Annotated in this window: 16 protein-coding genes; 7 read left to right on the top strand and 9 right to left on the bottom strand. The window is 68.5% G+C overall.

All coding sequences use genetic code 11. From position 1 onward, the window contains the following. Positions 1 to 26: 26 nt before the first annotated feature. A complete protein-coding gene (locus ASC55_RS11655) occupies positions 27 to 1034 on the bottom strand; it encodes a hypothetical protein (RefSeq protein ID WP_055875593.1) in 1008 nt (335 codons plus the stop codon). 58 nt (positions 1035 to 1092) lie between these two features. Beyond that, positions 1093 to 2064 (bottom strand): alpha/beta hydrolase, encoded by a 972-nt coding sequence (locus ASC55_RS11650; protein WP_055875589.1) that lies wholly within the window; start codon positions 2062 to 2064, stop codon positions 1093 to 1095. A 203-nt stretch (positions 2065 to 2267) separates the two neighbouring features. On the opposite strand from ASC55_RS11650, the gene ASC55_RS11645 reads away from it, so the two are divergent. Then, on the top strand, positions 2268 to 2675 hold the full coding sequence (locus ASC55_RS11645; RefSeq protein WP_055875585.1) for a pyridoxamine 5'-phosphate oxidase family protein: 408 nt from the start codon (positions 2268 to 2270) through the stop codon (positions 2673 to 2675). 33 nt (positions 2676 to 2708) lie between these two features. Here ASC55_RS11645 and ASC55_RS11640 read toward each other — a convergent pair whose 3' ends face one another. After that, positions 2709 to 3416, bottom strand: coding sequence for a ZIP family metal transporter (locus ASC55_RS11640; protein WP_055871679.1), 708 nt, complete (start codon positions 3414 to 3416; stop codon positions 2709 to 2711). Between the two features lie 170 nt (positions 3417 to 3586). Here ASC55_RS11640 and ASC55_RS11635 point away from each other — a divergent pair, with 170 nt between their 5' ends. From ASC55_RS11635 to ASC55_RS11610, 6 genes are all read left to right on the top strand, one after another. Continuing rightward, positions 3587 to 4852: an MFS transporter gene (locus ASC55_RS11635; RefSeq protein ID WP_055875582.1), complete on the top strand. Its 1266-nt coding sequence runs from the start codon at positions 3587 to 3589 to the stop codon at positions 4850 to 4852. Between the two features lie 387 nt (positions 4853 to 5239). Next, a complete protein-coding gene (locus ASC55_RS11630) occupies positions 5240 to 5470 on the top strand; it encodes an AbrB/MazE/SpoVT family DNA-binding domain-containing protein (protein ID WP_235563325.1) in 231 nt (76 codons plus the stop codon). After that, positions 5454 to 5870 carry a PIN domain-containing protein gene (locus ASC55_RS11625; protein ID WP_055871673.1) on the top strand — a complete coding sequence of 139 codons (417 nt, stop codon included), beginning with the start codon at positions 5454 to 5456 and terminating at the stop codon, positions 5868 to 5870. The genes ASC55_RS11630 and ASC55_RS11625 overlap by 17 nt, the downstream gene beginning before the upstream one ends. Positions 5871 to 5932: 62 nt before the next feature. Beyond that, positions 5933 to 7378 (top strand): argininosuccinate synthase, encoded by a 1446-nt coding sequence (gene argG, locus ASC55_RS11620; protein WP_055875579.1) that lies wholly within the window; start codon positions 5933 to 5935, stop codon positions 7376 to 7378. 329 nt (positions 7379 to 7707) lie between these two features. After that, positions 7708 to 10374, top strand: coding sequence for a penicillin acylase family protein (locus tag ASC55_RS11615; protein ID WP_055876142.1), 2667 nt, complete (start codon positions 7708 to 7710; stop codon positions 10372 to 10374). 60 nt (positions 10375 to 10434) lie between these two features. Next, the gene (locus ASC55_RS11610; protein ID WP_141385580.1) at positions 10435 to 11196 is read left to right on the top strand and encodes an alpha/beta fold hydrolase; all 762 of its coding nucleotides are present in this window, start codon (positions 10435 to 10437) and stop codon (positions 11194 to 11196) included. 15 nt (positions 11197 to 11211) lie between these two features. On the opposite strand, the gene mnhG is transcribed toward ASC55_RS11610, so the two are convergent. The 6 genes from mnhG to ASC55_RS11580 are packed head-to-tail and all read right to left on the bottom strand — an operon-like array spanning position 11212 to position 17569. Continuing rightward, positions 11212 to 11601, bottom strand: a complete 390-nt coding sequence (gene mnhG, locus ASC55_RS11605; protein WP_046748040.1) for a monovalent cation/H(+) antiporter subunit G — start codon at positions 11599 to 11601, stop codon at positions 11212 to 11214. Continuing rightward, positions 11598 to 11867, bottom strand: coding sequence for a monovalent cation/H+ antiporter complex subunit F (locus ASC55_RS11600; RefSeq protein ID WP_055875576.1), 270 nt, complete (start codon positions 11865 to 11867; stop codon positions 11598 to 11600). Before ASC55_RS11600 ends, mnhG begins: the two co-directional genes overlap by 4 nt. Next, a complete protein-coding gene (locus ASC55_RS11595; RefSeq protein WP_055875573.1) occupies positions 11864 to 12454 on the bottom strand; it encodes a Na+/H+ antiporter subunit E in 591 nt (196 codons plus the stop codon). The genes ASC55_RS11600 and ASC55_RS11595 overlap by 4 nt, the downstream gene beginning before the upstream one ends. Continuing rightward, positions 12454 to 14004: a Na+/H+ antiporter subunit D gene (locus ASC55_RS11590; protein WP_017829978.1), complete on the bottom strand. Its 1551-nt coding sequence runs from the start codon at positions 14002 to 14004 to the stop codon at positions 12454 to 12456. Before ASC55_RS11590 ends, ASC55_RS11595 begins: the two co-directional genes overlap by 1 nt. Beyond that, positions 14001 to 14600, bottom strand: a complete 600-nt coding sequence (locus ASC55_RS11585; RefSeq protein WP_055875570.1) for a Na(+)/H(+) antiporter subunit C — start codon at positions 14598 to 14600, stop codon at positions 14001 to 14003. The genes ASC55_RS11590 and ASC55_RS11585 overlap by 4 nt, the downstream gene beginning before the upstream one ends. Further along, positions 14600 to 17569 carry a Na+/H+ antiporter subunit A gene (locus ASC55_RS11580; RefSeq protein ID WP_055875566.1) on the bottom strand — a complete coding sequence of 990 codons (2970 nt, stop codon included), beginning with the start codon at positions 17567 to 17569 and terminating at the stop codon, positions 14600 to 14602. The genes ASC55_RS11585 and ASC55_RS11580 overlap by 1 nt, the downstream gene beginning before the upstream one ends. Positions 17570 to 17661: the final 92 nt, after the last annotated feature.

Raw genomic sequence — 17661 nt, 5'->3', positions numbered from 1 at the left:
CGTCAGCGCCCCGGATCGGGCACGGTTCAGGAGCCGAGCGTCAACAGCATCCTGGCCAGCACGTAGCGGGCATGACCCCGCGACGTGCGCGGGTCGTACCCCAGGGTCTCCACGAGCGCGGTCAAGCGCTCCTGCACGCTGGAGTGGTGCCTCCCGAGCCGCGCGGCAGCCGCGCGCACGCTCTGCTGCTCGGTGACGGCATCCAGAAGCTCGCGACTGCGATGGTCGAGGGCCGCGAGCGCGGCGGCGTCGGGGTGGAGGGGGCCTGACTCGACTGCCTCGGCGACGAGCAGCAGCGCCCCGAGGTCGGCGGAATCGACCACCGGCTCCCCCGGGCTCGTCAGCCGCACCGCCACGAGCGCCGACGCCCACGACGCGGGAAGACGATCCCCGGGGCCCGGGATGCCGAGACCCAGGCGCAGGTCCACTCCCTGCGGCCAGGCATCCGGCGCGTCCGTCGCAGTGTCGAGGATCGTCGCGCGCGTGAGGCCGTGCCGGGTGGCGACCACGGCAGAAGGATGCGTCGGCAATGGTGCGGGGTCGGGAGGAGAGGCGACCAGCCGCAGCGACCTCGCGGCGAGTCGGAGCCGCGGCAGTGCGGCGGCCCTCTCCTCCGCGCCGGCGTAGGAGCTGATGGCGAGCTCGACAGCGCTCTCGGGTCCGACCGAGCGGCGCGCGCGGATGATGCCGAGCGCGAGGCTCAACCGTTCCAGGATCATCGCGTCGTTCGTGTGCGCATCCCCCTCGCGCTCGATCCAGGCGACGGCATCCGGTCCGCTCTCCCTGACCGGCCAGGCAGGGGACGGCTCGAGCGGATCCACACGCACCCCATCGGGGCGCACGCGCACGATCTGTCGACCGTCGCGCTGTCCGACCGTCGCGCCGCTCAGCACCGCCGCGCCTCGCACCATGCTCTCGACGCCCACAGAACGGGCGACGAGGGCATCGAAGTACGTGACGACCTTGAGCGTCTCGCTGGCATCCGGGTCGAGGGCGGTGAGACGCCCCAGCAGATCTTGCATGTCGGGCTCCATCACGCAGGGATTCCACCCTACGGGGTCGGCGCACGGCCCCGTAGAGCGGAGTCCGGACTCAGGAGAGCAGGCGGTTCACCCAGTTGTCGCGCGCGGCGAGCATGGCCTGGGCGACGGCGGCGTGCGGGGCGAACATATCGAAGCCGTGGAAGCCGCCTGCCCACACGTGCAGCTCGGCCTGCACCCCGGCCTCCCAGAGCTTCGTGGCGTAGGCGACGTCCTCGTCGCGGAACACCTCGGCGCTGCCGCAGTCGATGAACGCGGGCGGCAGGCCGCTCAGGTCGGTCGCGCGGGCGGGGGCGGCATAGATCGAGACGTCGTCGGTGCCCTTGCGGTCGCCGAGCAGCGCCGTCCACCCCGTCACGTTCGACCCGCGGTCCCAGACCCCGATCCCGTCGATCTGATGGGTGGACACCGACTCGTCGCGGTCGTCGAGCATCGGGTAGATGAGCAGCTGACCGATCAGCTCAGGCCCCTTGCGGTCACGAGCGAGCAGGGCTGTGCCCGCAGCCAGACCACCGCCCGCGCTGCCCCCGCCGATGAGCAGCCGCGAGAGATCGATGCCGAGCTCCTCGGCGTTCTCGGCCGTCCACAGCAGGGCCGCGTAGCAGTCCTCCACCGGATACGGATCGGGGAACTCGGGGGCGAGCCGGTACTCAACCGTGACGATCACTCCGTTGAAACGCTCGGCCCACTCGAGGAACCCGGCCACACCCAGCCAGCGGTTGCCGATGATCATGCCCCCGCCGTGGGTGTGGAAGAAGCCGGGGCCCGTGCCCGTACGCCCCTCCTTCTCGACCACCGATACGACGATCTCGTCGCCACCGTGGGCGGCGATCGTGACATCGCGCCGGGTGAAGCCCCGCTCGGCGAGCACGGCGAAGATCTCCTCCTCGCCGCTCACCGGCGACTGGCGCATCAGCGGGATCATCTCGGGCGTCAAGGTCGACGGCAGCTGGTCGCCGACAAGGGCGAGGGCGGCCTCGAGCTCGGGATCGAAGGGCGGTCGTCTCAGCGTGGTGTCAGTCATCAGAACTCCTTTGTCCTCGGCCGCCATCGCGACGGCGTTCCGCCAGCCTCGCGCACGCCGCACTCGAGGCTAACCCGCCAGCCGGGGCCGATCCGGGGCCCGGAGTCCGCCGGATGGCGGGGACAGAGTGTCCTGCAAGGAGAACCCCTTGAGGGCGTGTGCCGCGCTGGATAGCCTGGCGCCAGAGGGAAGGAGCGCGCGAAATGATCCGAGTGCTCGACGAGCAGCAGTCCTACGAGTTGCTGACCACCACCACCATCGGCCGCGTCGGTTTCGTCCATGAGGGACGAGTGCAGATCCTTCCCGTGAACTTCGCCGTCTCGGGGCACGATCTACTTCTTCGCACCACGCCCGACGGCGTGCTGGGCGCCCTGAGCAGCGAGCCGCTGGAGGTCGCGTTCGAGGTCGACTACCACGACCCCCTCGGCAGCACGGCCTGGAGCGTGCTGATGCACGGCTCGCTCACGCGGGTGCCGGACGACGAGGCCGCGGGCGACGCCGCTCGCGTGCACCCGTGGGCGGGCGACGACCGGAGCCTTCCGCTGAGCCTGCACATCGACACCATCACGGGTCGCAGTGTGAAACGGGACCAGTTCCGCGGCAAGGACTGACCCGCGGCCGGATCTCGGCTCACGGATCTGCTCTCACGACGCGAGAGCCAACCCCGCGGCGAGCGCGAAGCCCAGCACGGTCGCGAGTCCTGTCGACTCCTTGGCCTTGGACTGCGCCTCGGGGACCATCGAGTCGACCAGCATCACCAGCAGCGCCCCGGCAGCGAAGCCGCTCGCCGCCGCACGGAACTCGTCGCCGGTGACACTCGCGAGACCGAATCCCGCAACCGTCGCGACAGCGCAGATCACGGCCACGCCCGCCCAGAGAAGCAGCACCCGCGACTTCGCCATGCCGCCTTCGAGCAGGTCGGCGGCCGAACCGATCGACTCCGGCAGGTTCGAGACCAGGATGGCGACCACGAGCGCGATGCTGACGGGCTCGCCGGATGCGAGCCCGATGCCGAGGACCAGCTGCTCAGGGATGCCGTCGAGCAGCGCCCCCACGGCGAGCTGGCCTCCGCCCGCCTTCTCCTTGGCCTTCGCGGCTCGGGCGTCGAGGATGCGGTCGGCGATGTAGTAGCTGATCGCTCCCGCCGCGACGCCGATCACGAGAGGGATGGGACCGGCGAGGTCGAGCCCCTCCTCCCAGAGTTCGAAGGCGATCGAGGCCATCAGCGCGCCTGCGCCGAAACCCAGCACGATGCCGAGCCAGCGCGGCGGCCAGGTGCGCAGCAGCGCGAGCACCGCACCGACGAACAGCGGCGCCGCCGCGACCAGACCCCACAGGATCGCTCCACCCATGTCCGACCTCCGTGCGCCCTACTCTCCCACTTCTGCGGCGCTCTGCCGGCTCGACATCGGCGAAGACGGAGACGTGTCGAGCGTGCGTCGGCCCATCACGCCACGGCGAGCCGGTGAATAGGATGACGGCAACAGGAGCGACGGGCGACAAGCGACGGAGCGAGGCGACGATGAGCGACAGACCGGTCGAGGTTCTGCGCGTCCCTGCATTCGCCCTCTTCTGGTCATCCTCAACGCTCGGTGCGTTCACGGGCGCCGTGACCGCCCTCGCGTTCCAGGTGTTGATCGTCAAGACGCTGAATGCCTCCCCGCTCGAGATCGGTCTGCTCAACGCGGCGAACGTCGTGCCGTACCTGCTGTTCGGGCTGATAGTCGGCGCGCTGATGGATCGCTGGCGCCGCAAGCCCGCCATGGTGCTCGCGAGCGTCGGCCGCGCTCTCACGCTCGCGCTCGTGCCGGTGCTGTGGTTCACCGGCACGTTGACGGTGTGGTCGTTCGGCGCTCTGTTGCTGTTGTTCGGGGCGCTGACACTCATCGCCGATTCCGCCGCACAACCTCTGCTCCCTCACCTCGTGCCGCGGAGTCAGCTCGTCGCCGCGAACGCTCGCCTCGGCCAGGCCGGTACGGTCGCCCAGACGACCGGACCGGCCTTCGGCGGCGCGCTCGTGGGGTGGCTGGGCGCACCGTTCGCCATCCTGATCGATGCCGTGGCTTACGTCGTGAGCGCGATCCTCCTCAGCCGGATCCGAGTCGAGGAAGTGAGGGCGCAGCGACGGACGGATGGCCGACACCTCGGCCATGACATCGTGGAGGGACTGCGCTGGACGTACTCCCATCGCACGCTGGCCCCGATGGCGGCTTCGGTCAACGTCTGGTTTCTCGGCAACGCCATCGCCCTCACGGCCTTCGCTCCCTATGCGCTGAGGGAACTGTCTCTCAGCCCCCTGCTGTTCGGCGTGGTGCTCGCTCTGGGCGGCGTCGGCGGACTCACCGGCGCTCTCCTCGCCCCGTCGGCCGGTCGGCGATTCGGGGTGGGCGGCGCGGTCCTCGCCGGGCGGAGCCTTTCGGCGATCGCCTGGATCGCGGTGCTCCTTCTCCCGCACACGGAAGACTCGGCCCGCTTCGTCCTGACGATCTCGCTCGGCCTCGGGCAGTTCCTGTTCGGGCTCGGCATGGGTCTGGAGGATCCGAACGAGATGGGCTACCGCCAGGCCGTCGCCCCCGACCACTTGCAGGCTCGCGTGAACGCGTCGATCCGCACGGTCAACCGCATCATGTTCCTCATCGGTGCGGTGATCGCCGGCGGCCTCGCCACCGCCTTCGGCTACCGCGTGACCATCGGGGTGAGTGTGGTCGTGTTCGTCGTGGCTGCACTGATCGTGCTCTTCTCCCCACTGCGCCTGGCGCGCCACGAAGATGTCGTTCAGTCGGAGTAGTCGGCGTTCGGGGTGACGAACGTCGCCGTCGAGACACACCCGCCCGTCGTCGAGCTCCCGTTCCTCGGTGCCGAGCATCAGCGCCGAGACCTCGGCTGAGCCGTCATCGTTGAGTGTGAAACCGGCGAGTTCCGAGGCCTCTTCGAAGCCGTGATACGTCGCGGGGAACGACAGGTGCGCCGCCATGTCCTGCCGCGCGAGCGTCGACCCGCGGAAGGTCTGAAACGCCGCGACGAGAAGCACGGCGAGGATCACGCCTCCCGCGACGAACCACCACAGTCCACGCAACCGTGCTCTCTGCATGCGGGCACTGTATCGATGCGTCCTGCGCGTATGCCGCCGATATGAAGCACTCCGCATCCGCCTTTCAAATGGTACCGTCATGGCATGAGAGCAACCATGGACAAGGCAGGCCGGATCGTGATTCCGGCCGCGCTTCGCGAGCGCGTCGGATTGATCCCCGGTCCGGTAGATCTCATCCTCGACGGCAACGGCATTCGCATCGAGATCGATACCCCGGACAACGTCGTCGAGAAGGAAGGCCGTCTGGTCATCACAGGAGGACCGACACTCACCGTGGATGAGATCCGGGAGCTCCGACTTGCCGATCAGCGCTGATCTCCTCCTCGACACCAGCGCCGCGATCGCGCTGGTCCACGACCAGAATCCGGCACACGAACGCATACTCCAACTCACCCACGGTCGCGTCATCGGCCTCGCCGGGCACGCCTCCGTCGAGATGTACTCGGTACTGACGCGGATGCCGGGCGCCGCGCGCGTCAGTCCCGGGCGCGCGCAGGAGATCATCGAGCGGTCGTTCCCCGCTTCCGCACCGCTCTCGCCGACGTCGGCGGAGGCCGCGATCGCCACCTTCGCCGACGCGGGAATCGCAGGAGGATCGGTGTACGACGGACTCGTCGGCCTCGCCGCACGTGATGCCGCCGTCACGCTTCTCACGTGCGACCGCCGCGCCATGGGCACGTATGCCGCGTTGCGGGTGGAGGTCCTCCTCGCCTGACGGGCTTTCGTCACTGTCATGCGAGACAGGGCGACCCGCCGCCCGCGGATAGACTGGGAGCCATGTCCAAGGTCCTCCAGTCCCTGCCCGTCGGCGAGCGCGTCGGCATCGCCTTCTCCGGAGGACTCGACACCTCCGTCGCCGTCGCCTGGATGCGCGAGAAGGGCGCAGTGCCCTTCACCTACACCGGCGACCTCGGTCAGTACGACGAAGACGACATCGCATCGATCCCGGGTCGCGCGCTGGAGTACGGCGCCGAGGCCTCGCGGCTGATCGACTGCAAGACCGCCCTGGTCGAAGAGGGCTTCGTCGCCCTCTCCTGCGGCGCCTTCCACATCCGCTCCGGCGGCAAGACCTACTTCAACACGACGCCCCTCGGGCGCGCAGTCACCGGCACCATGCTGGTGCGCGCCATGAAGGAGGACGGCGTCGACATCTGGGGCGACGGCTCCACCTACAAGGGCAACGACATCGAGCGGTTCTACCGCTACGGCCTGCTCGCCAACCCGCGCCTGCGCATCTACAAGCCGTGGCTCGACGCCGACTTCGTCACCGAGCTCGGCGGCCGCAAGGAGATGAGCGACTGGCTCGTCGCCCGCGACTTCCCCTACCGTGACTCCGCCGAGAAGGCCTACTCGACCGACGCCAACATCTGGGGTGCGACGCACGAGGCCAAGACGCTCGAGCACCTGAACGTGTCGCTCGAGACCGTCGACCCCATCATGGGCGTCAAGTTCTGGGACCCGTCCGTCGCCATCGATACCGAAGACGTCACCGTCACCTTCGAGGCCGGTCGCCCCGTCGCGATCAACGGCGTCGAGTACAGCGACCCGGTGGCCCTGGTCATGGAGGCCAACACGATCGGCGGACGCCACGGCCTCGGCATGAGCGACCAGATCGAGAACCGCATCATCGAGGCGAAGTCCCGCGGCATCTACGAGGCTCCGGCCATGTCGCTGCTGTTCATCGCCTACGAGCGCCTGGTCAACGGCATCCTGAACGAAGACACCCTCGCGACGTACCACGAGCAGGGTCGCCGCCTCGGTCGCCTCATGTACGAGGGACGCTGGCTCGAGCCGCAGTCGCTCATGCTGCGCGAGTCGATCCAGCGCTGGGTCGGCCTCACGATCTCGGGCACCGTCACGATCCGTCTGCGCCGCGGCGACGACTGGACCATCCTCGACACCGTCTCGCCGAACCTCTCGTACGGCCCCGAGAAGCTGTCGATGGAGCGCGTCGGCGACGCGGCCTTCGGACCGGTCGACCGCATCGGCCAGCTCACGATGCGCAACCTCGACATCGCCGACTCGCGCGCACGCCTCGAGCAGTACGCGGGCCTCGGTCTCGTCGGAGGTGCAACCGGTGAGCTCGTCGGCCGCGTGACGGCGGGCGAGTCGAGTGAGATCACCGACTCGGTCCCCGGTTCGATCTCCGAAGCCGACGAGACTCTGGCCGGCGCCGTCGACTCCGCATCCGAGGGCGCGGCCTTCGACTCCGGCACCGACTGACCCGACGAACGAACGACGGATGCGCCGACGCCCTGAGGGTGTCGGCGCATTCGTGCGTCAGGCCACTCTGCTCGCCTCGGCGATCCGCGTCGCAGAGCGATCGATGATGCCCGGGAGCACATCGTCGAACAGGAACAGGAGCGCGGCACGCCCCCATCGCGCAACGCATGACACCACACGACGCGGACGGAGCCGGCGGGGCACCCGTCGCCGAACGCCTCGCGGCGAGCGCCGGTGCGGATATGATGCGAAGGCGCGACCCTGAAACGCGCACTGGGGCTCGGTGGGACTGAGTTCCACCTGTCTACCCGAAAGAGTTCTCGACGATGATGACCGATTCGCAGGAATCCGCCGTACCTTCTCGCCCCTCGCTGGGCGTTCGCATCGGACGCATCGCGTTCCTCGTGGTCGCCGGAATCATCGTGATCGCCGTTGCTGCGGCGTTCTTCGTCACGTGGACGATCCAGCGCTCGTTCCCGCAGACCGACGGATCCGTCGAACTCGACGGACTCACGGCCGAGGTCACGGTGCAGCGCGACGACCGCGGCATCCCGACCATCACCGCCGACTCGACCGACGACCTGTTCTACGCTCAGGGGTTCGTGCACGCGCAGGACCGCTTCTTCGAGATGGACTTCCGTCGCCATGTCACCGCCGGCCGCGTCGCCGAGATGTTCGGGGAGTCGCAGGCGGGGACCGACGCGTTCCTGCGCACGCTCGGCTGGCGCAAGGTCGCCGAGGCCGAGGTCGAGGCGATGGACGACACCACCCGTAGCTACTACGAGGCGTACGCGGATGGTGTGAACGCCTATCTGGCCTCGCGGTCGGGCGCCGAACTGTCGCTCGAGTACGCCGTGATCGGCCTGCAGAATCCCGACTACGCGCCCGAGCCCTGGGAGCCCGCGGATTCCGTGGCCTGGCTCAAGGCCATGGCCTGGGACCTCCGCGGCAACATCGAGGACGAGACCGAACGATCGCTCCTGGCAGCCGAGCTGAGCGGCGACACGGATGGCGAGGGCACGGATCCCACGGCGACCGAAGACACTCTCGCCAAGCTCTACCCCGACTACCCGTTCGACGAGAACCCCGTGATCGTCCCGAAGATCTCGACCGTTCCGACGCTCGGCACCGACGCGGAGCCTGCGGCGTTCACCCCCACCGAGACCGAGGGAGAAGTCGAGCAGGCCTCCACGACCATCGAATGGGAGGAGACGTCGAGCGTCATCGAGGCAGCGAGCGTTCTGGTGGGCGACGTCGGCGAGGGCATCGGCTCGAACTCCTGGGTCGTCTCCGGCGCCCTCACCGAGACCGGGATGCCCCTGCTCGCGAACGACCCGCACCTCGGAGCATCCCTCCCCTCGGTCTGGTACCAGGTGCAGTTGAAGTGCTCGACGGTGGACGAGGAATGCCCGTTCGACGTCGGAGGCTTCTCGTTCTCGGGGCTCCCCGGCATCGTGATCGGCCACAACCAGAAGGTGGCCTGGGGGTTCACGAACCTCACCACCGACGTCACCGACCTCTACATCGAGCGCGTCGAAGGCGACCAGTACTGGCGCGACGGGGCACTGGTACCCCTCGAAGAGAGCACCGAGACGATCAAGGTCGCGGGCGGTGACGACATCGAGCTCACCATCCGCTCGACCGTGCACGGGCCCCTCATCTCGGGCCTCACCGACGACTTCACCGCGATCGCCGGCGACCCCGAACCCGCGCTCGAGGCTGAGGCCGCCGCCCCGACCGCCCCGGTCCCCGGTTCCGAGGACGACGCCGAGTACGCCGTGAGCCTCCGGTGGACGGCCCTGGACCCCGGCACCGCGGCGACCGCGATCTTCGCGCTCTCCACCGCGCAGGACTTCGAGGACTTCCGCTACGCCGCCTCGCTCTTCGATGTGCCGGCCCAAAACCTCATCTACGCCGACACCGAGGGCAACATCGGGTACCAGACGCCCGGTCGCCTGCCCATCCGCGGTGCCGGGGACGGATGGATGCCTCAGCCCGGGTGGGACAGCAACTACGACTGGACGGGCTTCATCCCGTTCGAGGAACTGCCGGTGTCGTACAACCCGAACTCCGGGTACATCGTGACCGCGAACAACGCGATCGTGACCGACGACTACGAGTACTTCCTCTCCCGGGACTGGGACTACGGCTACCGAGCGGCACGGATCGCCCACCTCATCGAACGGCGGTCGGCCGTCGCGCCCCTGACCGCGGAAGACATGCGCGAGATCCAGATGGACAACGAGATGTGGATCGGCACGCAGCTGGCGAGCGTCATGGGCGACGTCGACGTGTCCGGCGCCGGTCCGACCGAGGCCGTCGAACTGCTGCAGGGATGGGACGCCCAGAACACGGCATCGTCGCCTGCCGCGGCCTATGCGAACGTGCTGTGGTCGAACCTGGTGCAGAACATCTTCGCCGAGCGCGCCCAGCCCCTCCCCATCGACGGTCAGGCCCGCCTCTTCACGGTCGTCTCCGCGATGCTGGCCGATCCCTCCGACCCGCTCTGGGTCAACGAGCAGATCGACGTCGACGGGATGGAGCAGATGCTGGCGCTGTCGGCGCAAGAGGCCTACGACGAGCTCGCGGCACTGCAGGGAACCACCGTCTCACGCTGGAACTGGGGCGACCTGCACGCGATCACCCTCACCAGCGACACGCTCGGCTCGTCGGGCATCGCGCCGATCGAAGCGCTCTTCAACCGAGGGCCGTTCCCGGTGGGCGGAGGTGCGTCCGTGGTGAATGCGACCGGGTGGGAGCTCGGCGTCTCGTACGCGACCACCACCGTGCCGTCGATGCGCATGGTGATCGATCTGTCGGATCTCGACGCGTCGACGTGGAACCACCTCACCGGTGCCTCCGGCCATGCCTACAACGAGCACTACACGGATCAGACGGCGGACTGGGCAGCAGGCATCCAGAAGCCGTGGGCGTACTCGGCGAAGGCGGTGAAGGCGGCTGCCGTCGACACTCTGGTGCTGACTCCGGCCGGCTGAGCGAAGGGCGCGCGACGGCGTCCCGAGCGGCGCCTCAGGATGCTCGGCTACCGTTGGTGGGTGCCATCCAGCTATCTCGCCCCCAAGGGCACCTCCGTCACGCTCCTGGAGTTCGAGCACGGAGGTGCGACGCTCATCGCCGAGACGTTCGGCGACGGACCGCACACGTACCTTCTCCTGCACGGCATCGGCATGGGTCGCAGCGTCTACCTCGACGTCGTGCAGCGCCTGGAGGGGCGGGTCATCGCGGTCGATCTGCCCGGCTTCGGCGAAGCGCCCGAGCCCACGCGGACCCTCACGATGGAACGGCACGCCGACCTCGTCGCCGCCTACCTCCGACACGTGGACTCAGGCCCCGTCGTGGTGATCGGTCACTCGATGGGCAGCCAGATCGCGGCCGAGCTCGCCGCGCGGCATCCGTCCCTCGTCGAGGCGGTGGTGCTCGCCGGCCCGACCGTCAACAAGGCGGCACGCAACATCGGCGCGCAGGCGCGGTATCTGCTGACCGACCTCGTCGGAGAACGACCGCTCGTCCTCTGGCGCGGAGCCAGGGAGTACCTCCGCGGCGGCCCCCACCTCTTCCGCAAGATGCGCGCCACCATCGTGCACGAGCCCGAAGACGCCTTCGTGCGCATCGAGTGCCCCGTGCTCGTGCTGCGGGGAGAGAGCGACCCGCTCGCCCCGATGAGCTGGTGCCGCGAGATCATCGACGCCATCCCGGGCGCCGACCTCGAGGTCATCCCCGACCACGGTCACGGCACGCTCATCAGCGACTCCGAGCCGGCGGCGCGGCTGATCCACGAGTTCACCGCCCGCCTCTGAGATGGTGGCCGCGGGTCAGCCTGCGGCGGGCGGGGTCTGCTTCGACTCGGCGAGCTCGTCCACGACGAGGCCCCGCTGTTCGATGGTGCCGTTGCGGTAGGCCTGCCGCCCGACCATGTGCGCCGAGAGCGGGGCGGTCGCGAACTGCATGAGCACGACCGGGGCGACGAGCACGAAGCCGAGCAGGATACCGCCGATCGAACGCTGCGACAATGCGATCGCGATGCAGATGAGCAGCAGTCCGAGCACCTGGGGCTTGGTCGCCGCGTGCAGACGAGACGGCACATCCCGGAAGTGCAGCAGCCCGACGGCCGCCGACAGGCACAGCACGGCGCCGAGCAGGATGAGCACCAGCACCGCCACGTCGATGACGGCATCGGGGATCATGAGACCGAACACGTTCATGGTGTCGTGTTGTCCCTTCTCGCGACGAACCGGGCGACGGCGATCGACCCGAACACTCCGACGGCCGCGATGATCAGGAGCACGGGGATGTTGCGGGTGTGGCCGTTGATGGCCATCTCGGCACCGATCACGCACATCACCTCGGTGAGGAGCACGTCGGAGGCGACGGCGCGGTCGAGGATCGACGGCCCGCGCACGATGCGGATCAGGGCGAGGACGGCGGCGAGGCCGAACACCGCCATGATCAGCAGCAGCAGGATGTTCATCGGGCACTGCCCTTCGTCGCTCCGACGCCCGCACGCTCGTCAGCCTTGAGGGCGCGGTACTGAGCAGGGTCGCCGAGGGCTCGCACGACGCGTCGCTCCCAGCGGAGCACCCCGGCGCGCTGCTTCTCGACGTCGTCGAGGTCGCGCACGCCGATCACGTGCAGGTAGAGGATCTGCCGATCGCGATCGGTGTCGACGACCAGGGATCCGGGGATCAGCGACGACACGACAGCGACGTGCGTCATCACCAGGTCGTCGGCGTAGCGCAGCGGCACCGCGATGATGGCCGTGCCCGGCTGACGACGGAAGTCGAACACCTGCACCGTGACCGAGAGGGCGCCCCTCAGCACGGCGAACAGGAACTGCACCACGAACAGCGCGGCGTACCAGAGGTTGATCCGGCCCGAGAGCGCGACGGTCGGCAGGCGGAAGACGCGGGTGACGAAGATCGCGACGACGAGTCCGGTGAGGAACGACAGCACGGTGAACTGCGCCCACAGCAGCATCCAGAGCACGACGAGCCACGCGAGGAACGGCAGCTGCACGCGGATGTCGCGCCAGAGGTGACGTCGGGTGTCACGCGCCATCAGCCCACCTCCTGTTCCAGCTGCACGAGGCTCACGGGCTGCAGCAACGAGGCGCCGATGCGGTCGCACAGTGCGTAGAGAGGGCCGGCGAAGATCGTCAGGGCCAGTGTGACCGCGACCATGCCGCCGGTCGCCAGGGTCATGATCTTCGGGATGCGGCGACGCTCCTGCTGCTCATCGGCGGCCGGTGCGTTGCCGAGGTACGAGATGCGCCCCTCGGTCTCGGTGGAGTCCTCCTCCTCGCGCCAGAAGGCGAGGTTCCAGGCGCGCATCAGGGCGTACAGGGTCAGCAACGACGTGACGATGCCGCCGAAGATCAGCACGATCATGATCGGAGTGCCGACCGACGCCGCCGCCTCGAACAGCGCGAACTTGCCGATGAACCCCGAGAAGGGCGGCAGGCCGCCGAGGTTGATCGCGGGCACGAAGTAGAGGATGGCGATCAGGGGCGCGACCTTCAGCAGTCCCTTGACGCGCAGGATCGACGTGCTTCCCGCTCGACGTTCCACGAGCCCCACGGCGAGGAACAGAGTCGTCTGCACCACGATGTGGTGGACGATGTAGTACACCGTGGCGCCGATCGCGGCGGGCGTCGCGATCGCGAGACCGAAGATCATGTAGCCGACGTGGCTCACCAGAGTGAACGACAGGATTCGTTTGAGCTCGGCCTGCGCCACGGCGCCGAGCACACCGACGATCATGGTCGCGAGGGCGATGATCAGCAGCACGGTGTCGATGCTGTTCGACGCGAACAGCTGCGTCTCCGTGCGGATCAGCGCGTACACGCCGACCTTCGTCAGCAAGCCGGCGAACACCGCCGTGACCGGAGCCGGTGCGGTCGGATACGAGTCGGGCAGCCAGAACGACACCGGGAAGATGGCCGCCTTGATGCCGAACGCCACCACGAGCATGAGGTGCAGCACCAGCTGGGTCTCCTGCGGGAGTTCCGACATCCGCTCGGCGATCTGAGCCATGTTGACCGTGCCGAGAGCCCCGTAGATCATCGCGATCGAGGCGAGGAACAGGATCGACGAGACCAGCGAGACGACGATGTAGACGGCGCCGGTGCGGATGCGGGATTCGGTGCTGCCAAGAGTGATCAGCACATACGAGGCGACGAGCAGGATCTCGAAGCCGACGTAGAGGTTGAAGAGGTCGCCCGCGATGAAGGCGTTGAAGATGCCGGCCGCAAGGATCAGGTACGAGGGGTTGAAGATCGAGATCGGTGTCTCGTCGGTGCCGTCCGCGGCGCCCTGGCCGATGGAGAAGAGCAGCACCGCGAGAAGCACGATGCTGGAGATGAGAACCAGGAGCGCGGCGAGCCTGTCGACGTAGAGCACGATGCCGAAGGGCACGGGCCAGCCGCCGACCGACACCGCCAGCGGCGCACCGGAGTCGACCACGACCAGGAGCACGGCGGCGATCACCGAGACGGCAGCGAGGGTCGCGACCGTGACGACGACCTGCAGGCGCGGGTTCCGACCGAACACGAGCGTGACGGCGGCCCCGAGCAGAGGCAGTGCGACCAGCAGCGGGACGAGGGCGGTCATGGCTTGCCCTCCTCGTTCTCGTCGCGGTCATGGGGTTCGTCGGGGCTCGGTTCACGGCCCTCGTCTGAGGGCGCAGCGGGTTCGCTCCCCCATCCGGTCGGGGCGTCGAAGGGAGCGTCGTCGTGGATCGACGGGTGGTCGCGCATGTGCAGAACCGTGATCGGCGCGGTCTGCACGCCGACGAAGTCCGTCGTCGCCTCGTCGTCGTCGGTCTCGGACTCGTCGTCCATGAGGTCTTCGTCGGCGTCGGTGCGCTCGCGGAGCGCGATGTCGGCCTCGTCGTCCTCGACCGTGTCGGCCTGGCCCAGCTGCCAGGAGCGGTAGATCAGGGCGAGGAGGAATGCCGAGACCGCGAACGTGATCACGATGGCGGTGAGGGTGAGCGCCTGCGGGAGCGGATCGCTCATCTCGCCCTCCGTGCCGAAGAACGGGGCATTGCCGGGGACGCCCATCACGATCAGCAGCAGCAGGTTCGTGGCGTTGCCGAGCAGCAGGAAGCCGATCAGCACGCGGGTCAGGCTGCGCTCCAGCATCGCGTACACACCACACGCGAAGAGGATGGCCATGATGACGATGAGGGTGAGGGAGACGTCCATCAGCTGCTCCTCCCGCCCCGGGAGAGGAATCCTTCAGGACCCGGCGTGGTGCGAAGTGCCGCCTGACGGTCGACCTCGGCACCGAGGCTGCGCAGCACGTCGAGCACGAGCCCGATCACGACGAGATACACGCCCACGTCGAAGATGGTCGAGGTGACGAACTCCATGTGCCCGATGCCGGGGATCTCCCACTCCCAGAAGGTGCTGGTCAGGGGCGCCAGGCCGAAGAACAGCGGGACGACGGCGGTGCCGACGGCCAGGATGAGGCCGGTGCCGAGCAGCCGACCCGCATCGGTGGGGGCCGCGGCGCCCAGCTCCCAGCGACCGCCGGCGATGTAGCGCATCACCAGGGCCATGCCGGCGACGAGACCGCCGGCGAAGCCGCCGCCGGGCAGGTTGTGGCCGGCGAACAGCAGGAAGATCGACACCACGATGATGGTGTGGAACAGGATGCGGACGATCACCTCGAGCAGGATCGACCTGTTCTCGGGCTTCATCTTCTGCCCGCCGACGAGCCAGGCGCGGGGGCTGCTCTCGTTCTCGGAGGTCTGGAAGCGGATGCCCTCGGTGGTCTCGACGAGCGGACGGCTGCGCGCGGCCTTGCGCGTGGCGCGCGGGAGGTTCTTGGTGGCGGCGAGCAGATCGGCGCGGTGCGTGACGAACACGAGGGAGGCCACACCGGTCGCGGCGAGCACCAGCACCGAGAGCTCGCCCATGGTGTCCCAGCCACGCAGGTCGACCAGCGCCACGTTGACGACGTTCTTGCCGTGGCCGATCTCGTACGCGAGCTTCGGGAAGGCCTCCGAGATCGGGGTGGCCACACGGGACTGGGTGGCGACGACCGCGACGAAGGCCATCGTGACGCCCACCCCGATGGCCAGCAGCGCCCGGGGGATGCGTCCGACCGAGGCGTTGTGCTCACCCATGCGTGCGGGGAGGCGACGGAGCACGAGCGCAAAGGTGACCATCGTCACCGTCTCGACGAGGATCTGCGTGAGCGCGAGGTCAGGGGCGCCGCTCGTCGCGAACAGCACCACCATGCCGAGGCCGGTGACCGAGACCAGCACCACCCCGGTGTACCGCTTCTGCGCGCGGACGGCGAAGACGCCGGCGATCGCCATGATCGGCGCGACCACGATCTGCGCCGGGGTGTGCCAGGCCGACAAGTGGTACCGATCGATGTCGCTCGCGATCAGCGCCGTGACCTCGGCGGCGACGAACACGACGAAGATCGTGCCGACGTAGACCGGCAGCGAACCGCGCTGCGTGAGCGTGGTGCTGAGCACCGAGAGCCGGTCGACCCCGCGCATGACGAGGTAGTACACGTCGGCCGCGGTGAAGCGCAGGAACCGCGCCTTGCGGTCCCAACCGGTCTTCCGAGTGAGCAGGAAGAGCCCGATGCCGAGGACGATCGACAGGATCGAGATGCCCAGCGCGGGTTCGAATCCGTGCCAGAGCGCGAGGTGGCCGGGGCCCTCGACGGCCTCACCGGCGTGGTCGAGCCCGGGTGTCGCGGTGAGGGCGTAGCCCTGCAGAGCCGTGTCGAGTGCGGGGGCGCCGATACCCGCGGCGAGTGTGACGCCGGCGAGGATGATCGGTGCGGACAGGAAGCCGACCGGCGGGTCAGGCCACGCCGTGTCCGGCAGCTGCCCACCCTGTTCGTCGCGCTTCTTCCAGAACGCCCCCCAGAGGAAGCGCACGCCATATGCCGCAGTGAGCATGGATCCGAGGACGATCCCGATCAGGGCGACGAGGCCCCAGGGAGAACCGCCCTGCGCGTCGTCGAGGAGGGCCGTGAGAGTCGACTCCTTGGCGACGAAGCCGATGGTGGGGGCAATGCCGGCCATCGAGGCGACCGAGATGAATGCCGCTGTCGCCATGACCGGCGCCTGCCGCCCGACACCGGAGAGCTCGTTGATGTCACGCGTCGACAGCTGACGGTCGATGACGCCGACGATGAGGAACAGCGCCGACTTGAACAGCGCGTGCCCGATGACCAGGGCGAGTCCCGCGAGCGCGGTGGCCTGCGTGCCGTAGCCGACCACGATGGCGAAGAAGCCGAGCTGGCTGACCGTGCCGAACGCGAGGATGCGCTTGAGGTCGGTCTCGCGCAGCGCCTGGATGCCGCCGAGCAGCATCGTCACGATGCCGAGGGTGATGACGATCGGGCGCCACGTCGTGCTGAAAGCGAAGATCGGTGCGAAGCGGGCGATGAGGTAGATGCCGGCCTTGACCATCGCGGCCGCGTGCAGATAGGCGCTCACCGGCGTGGGAGCGGCCATGGCGCCGGGAAGCCAGAAGTGGAAGGGGAACAGCGCCGACTTGCTGATCGCTCCGATCAAGAGCATCACGATCGCGGCATCCACGAGGGGCCCGCTGGGCGCGATCGCGAGGATCTCGCGGATGCTCGAGGTTCCGGTGTCGACCACGAGCAGCACGACGCCCACGAACATGACGAGGCCGCCGAGCGTGGTCACGAGCAAGGCCTGCAGCGCCGCACGACGGCTGGCCGCGCGACGGCGGTAGTGACCGATGAGGAGATAGGAGAGGATGCTCGTGACTTCCCAGAACATCACGAGGATCACCAGGTCGTCGGTCAGGACGAGTCCGTACATGGCGCCCGCGAAGCCCAGCAGCACCCCGGCGAACTGCCCGACGCCCGCCGAGTCCTCGTAGAAGTACCAGCGGCAGTAGAGGAGAACCAGTGCGCCGACGCCCGTGACGATCAGGGTGAGCACCCACCCGAGCACGTCCATGTTCATGGAGAGGTTCAGACCCAGTTGGGGGATCCACTCGACCGATTCGAACGGTACCGGCCCGTCGAGCACCTGCGGCGTCATGACCAGCGCGTGCACGAAGGCGGCGGTCGGAACGAGGGCGGCGATCGCGAAGGCCTGAGCTCCGAGCCAGCGCACCAGAACGGGCATCAACAGCGACCCGAGGAGGAACACAGCGAGGAGCATCAGCATATACGCGGCTCCCTCAGGGCTCGTCGGCCGTTTGGCTCAGGCGGGCGGGTGTACATACAGTTTACCGGCGCGAGAGGTTCCTGAGGTCCACC

Source organism: Microbacterium sp. Root322, from assembly GCF_001425645.1.
GTDB classification, from domain to species: Bacteria; Actinomycetota; Actinomycetes; order Actinomycetales; family Microbacteriaceae; genus Microbacterium; species Microbacterium maritypicum.
Note: the sequence above shows the minus strand (reverse complement) of the source record. Positions and strands in the feature narration are given on the sequence as shown.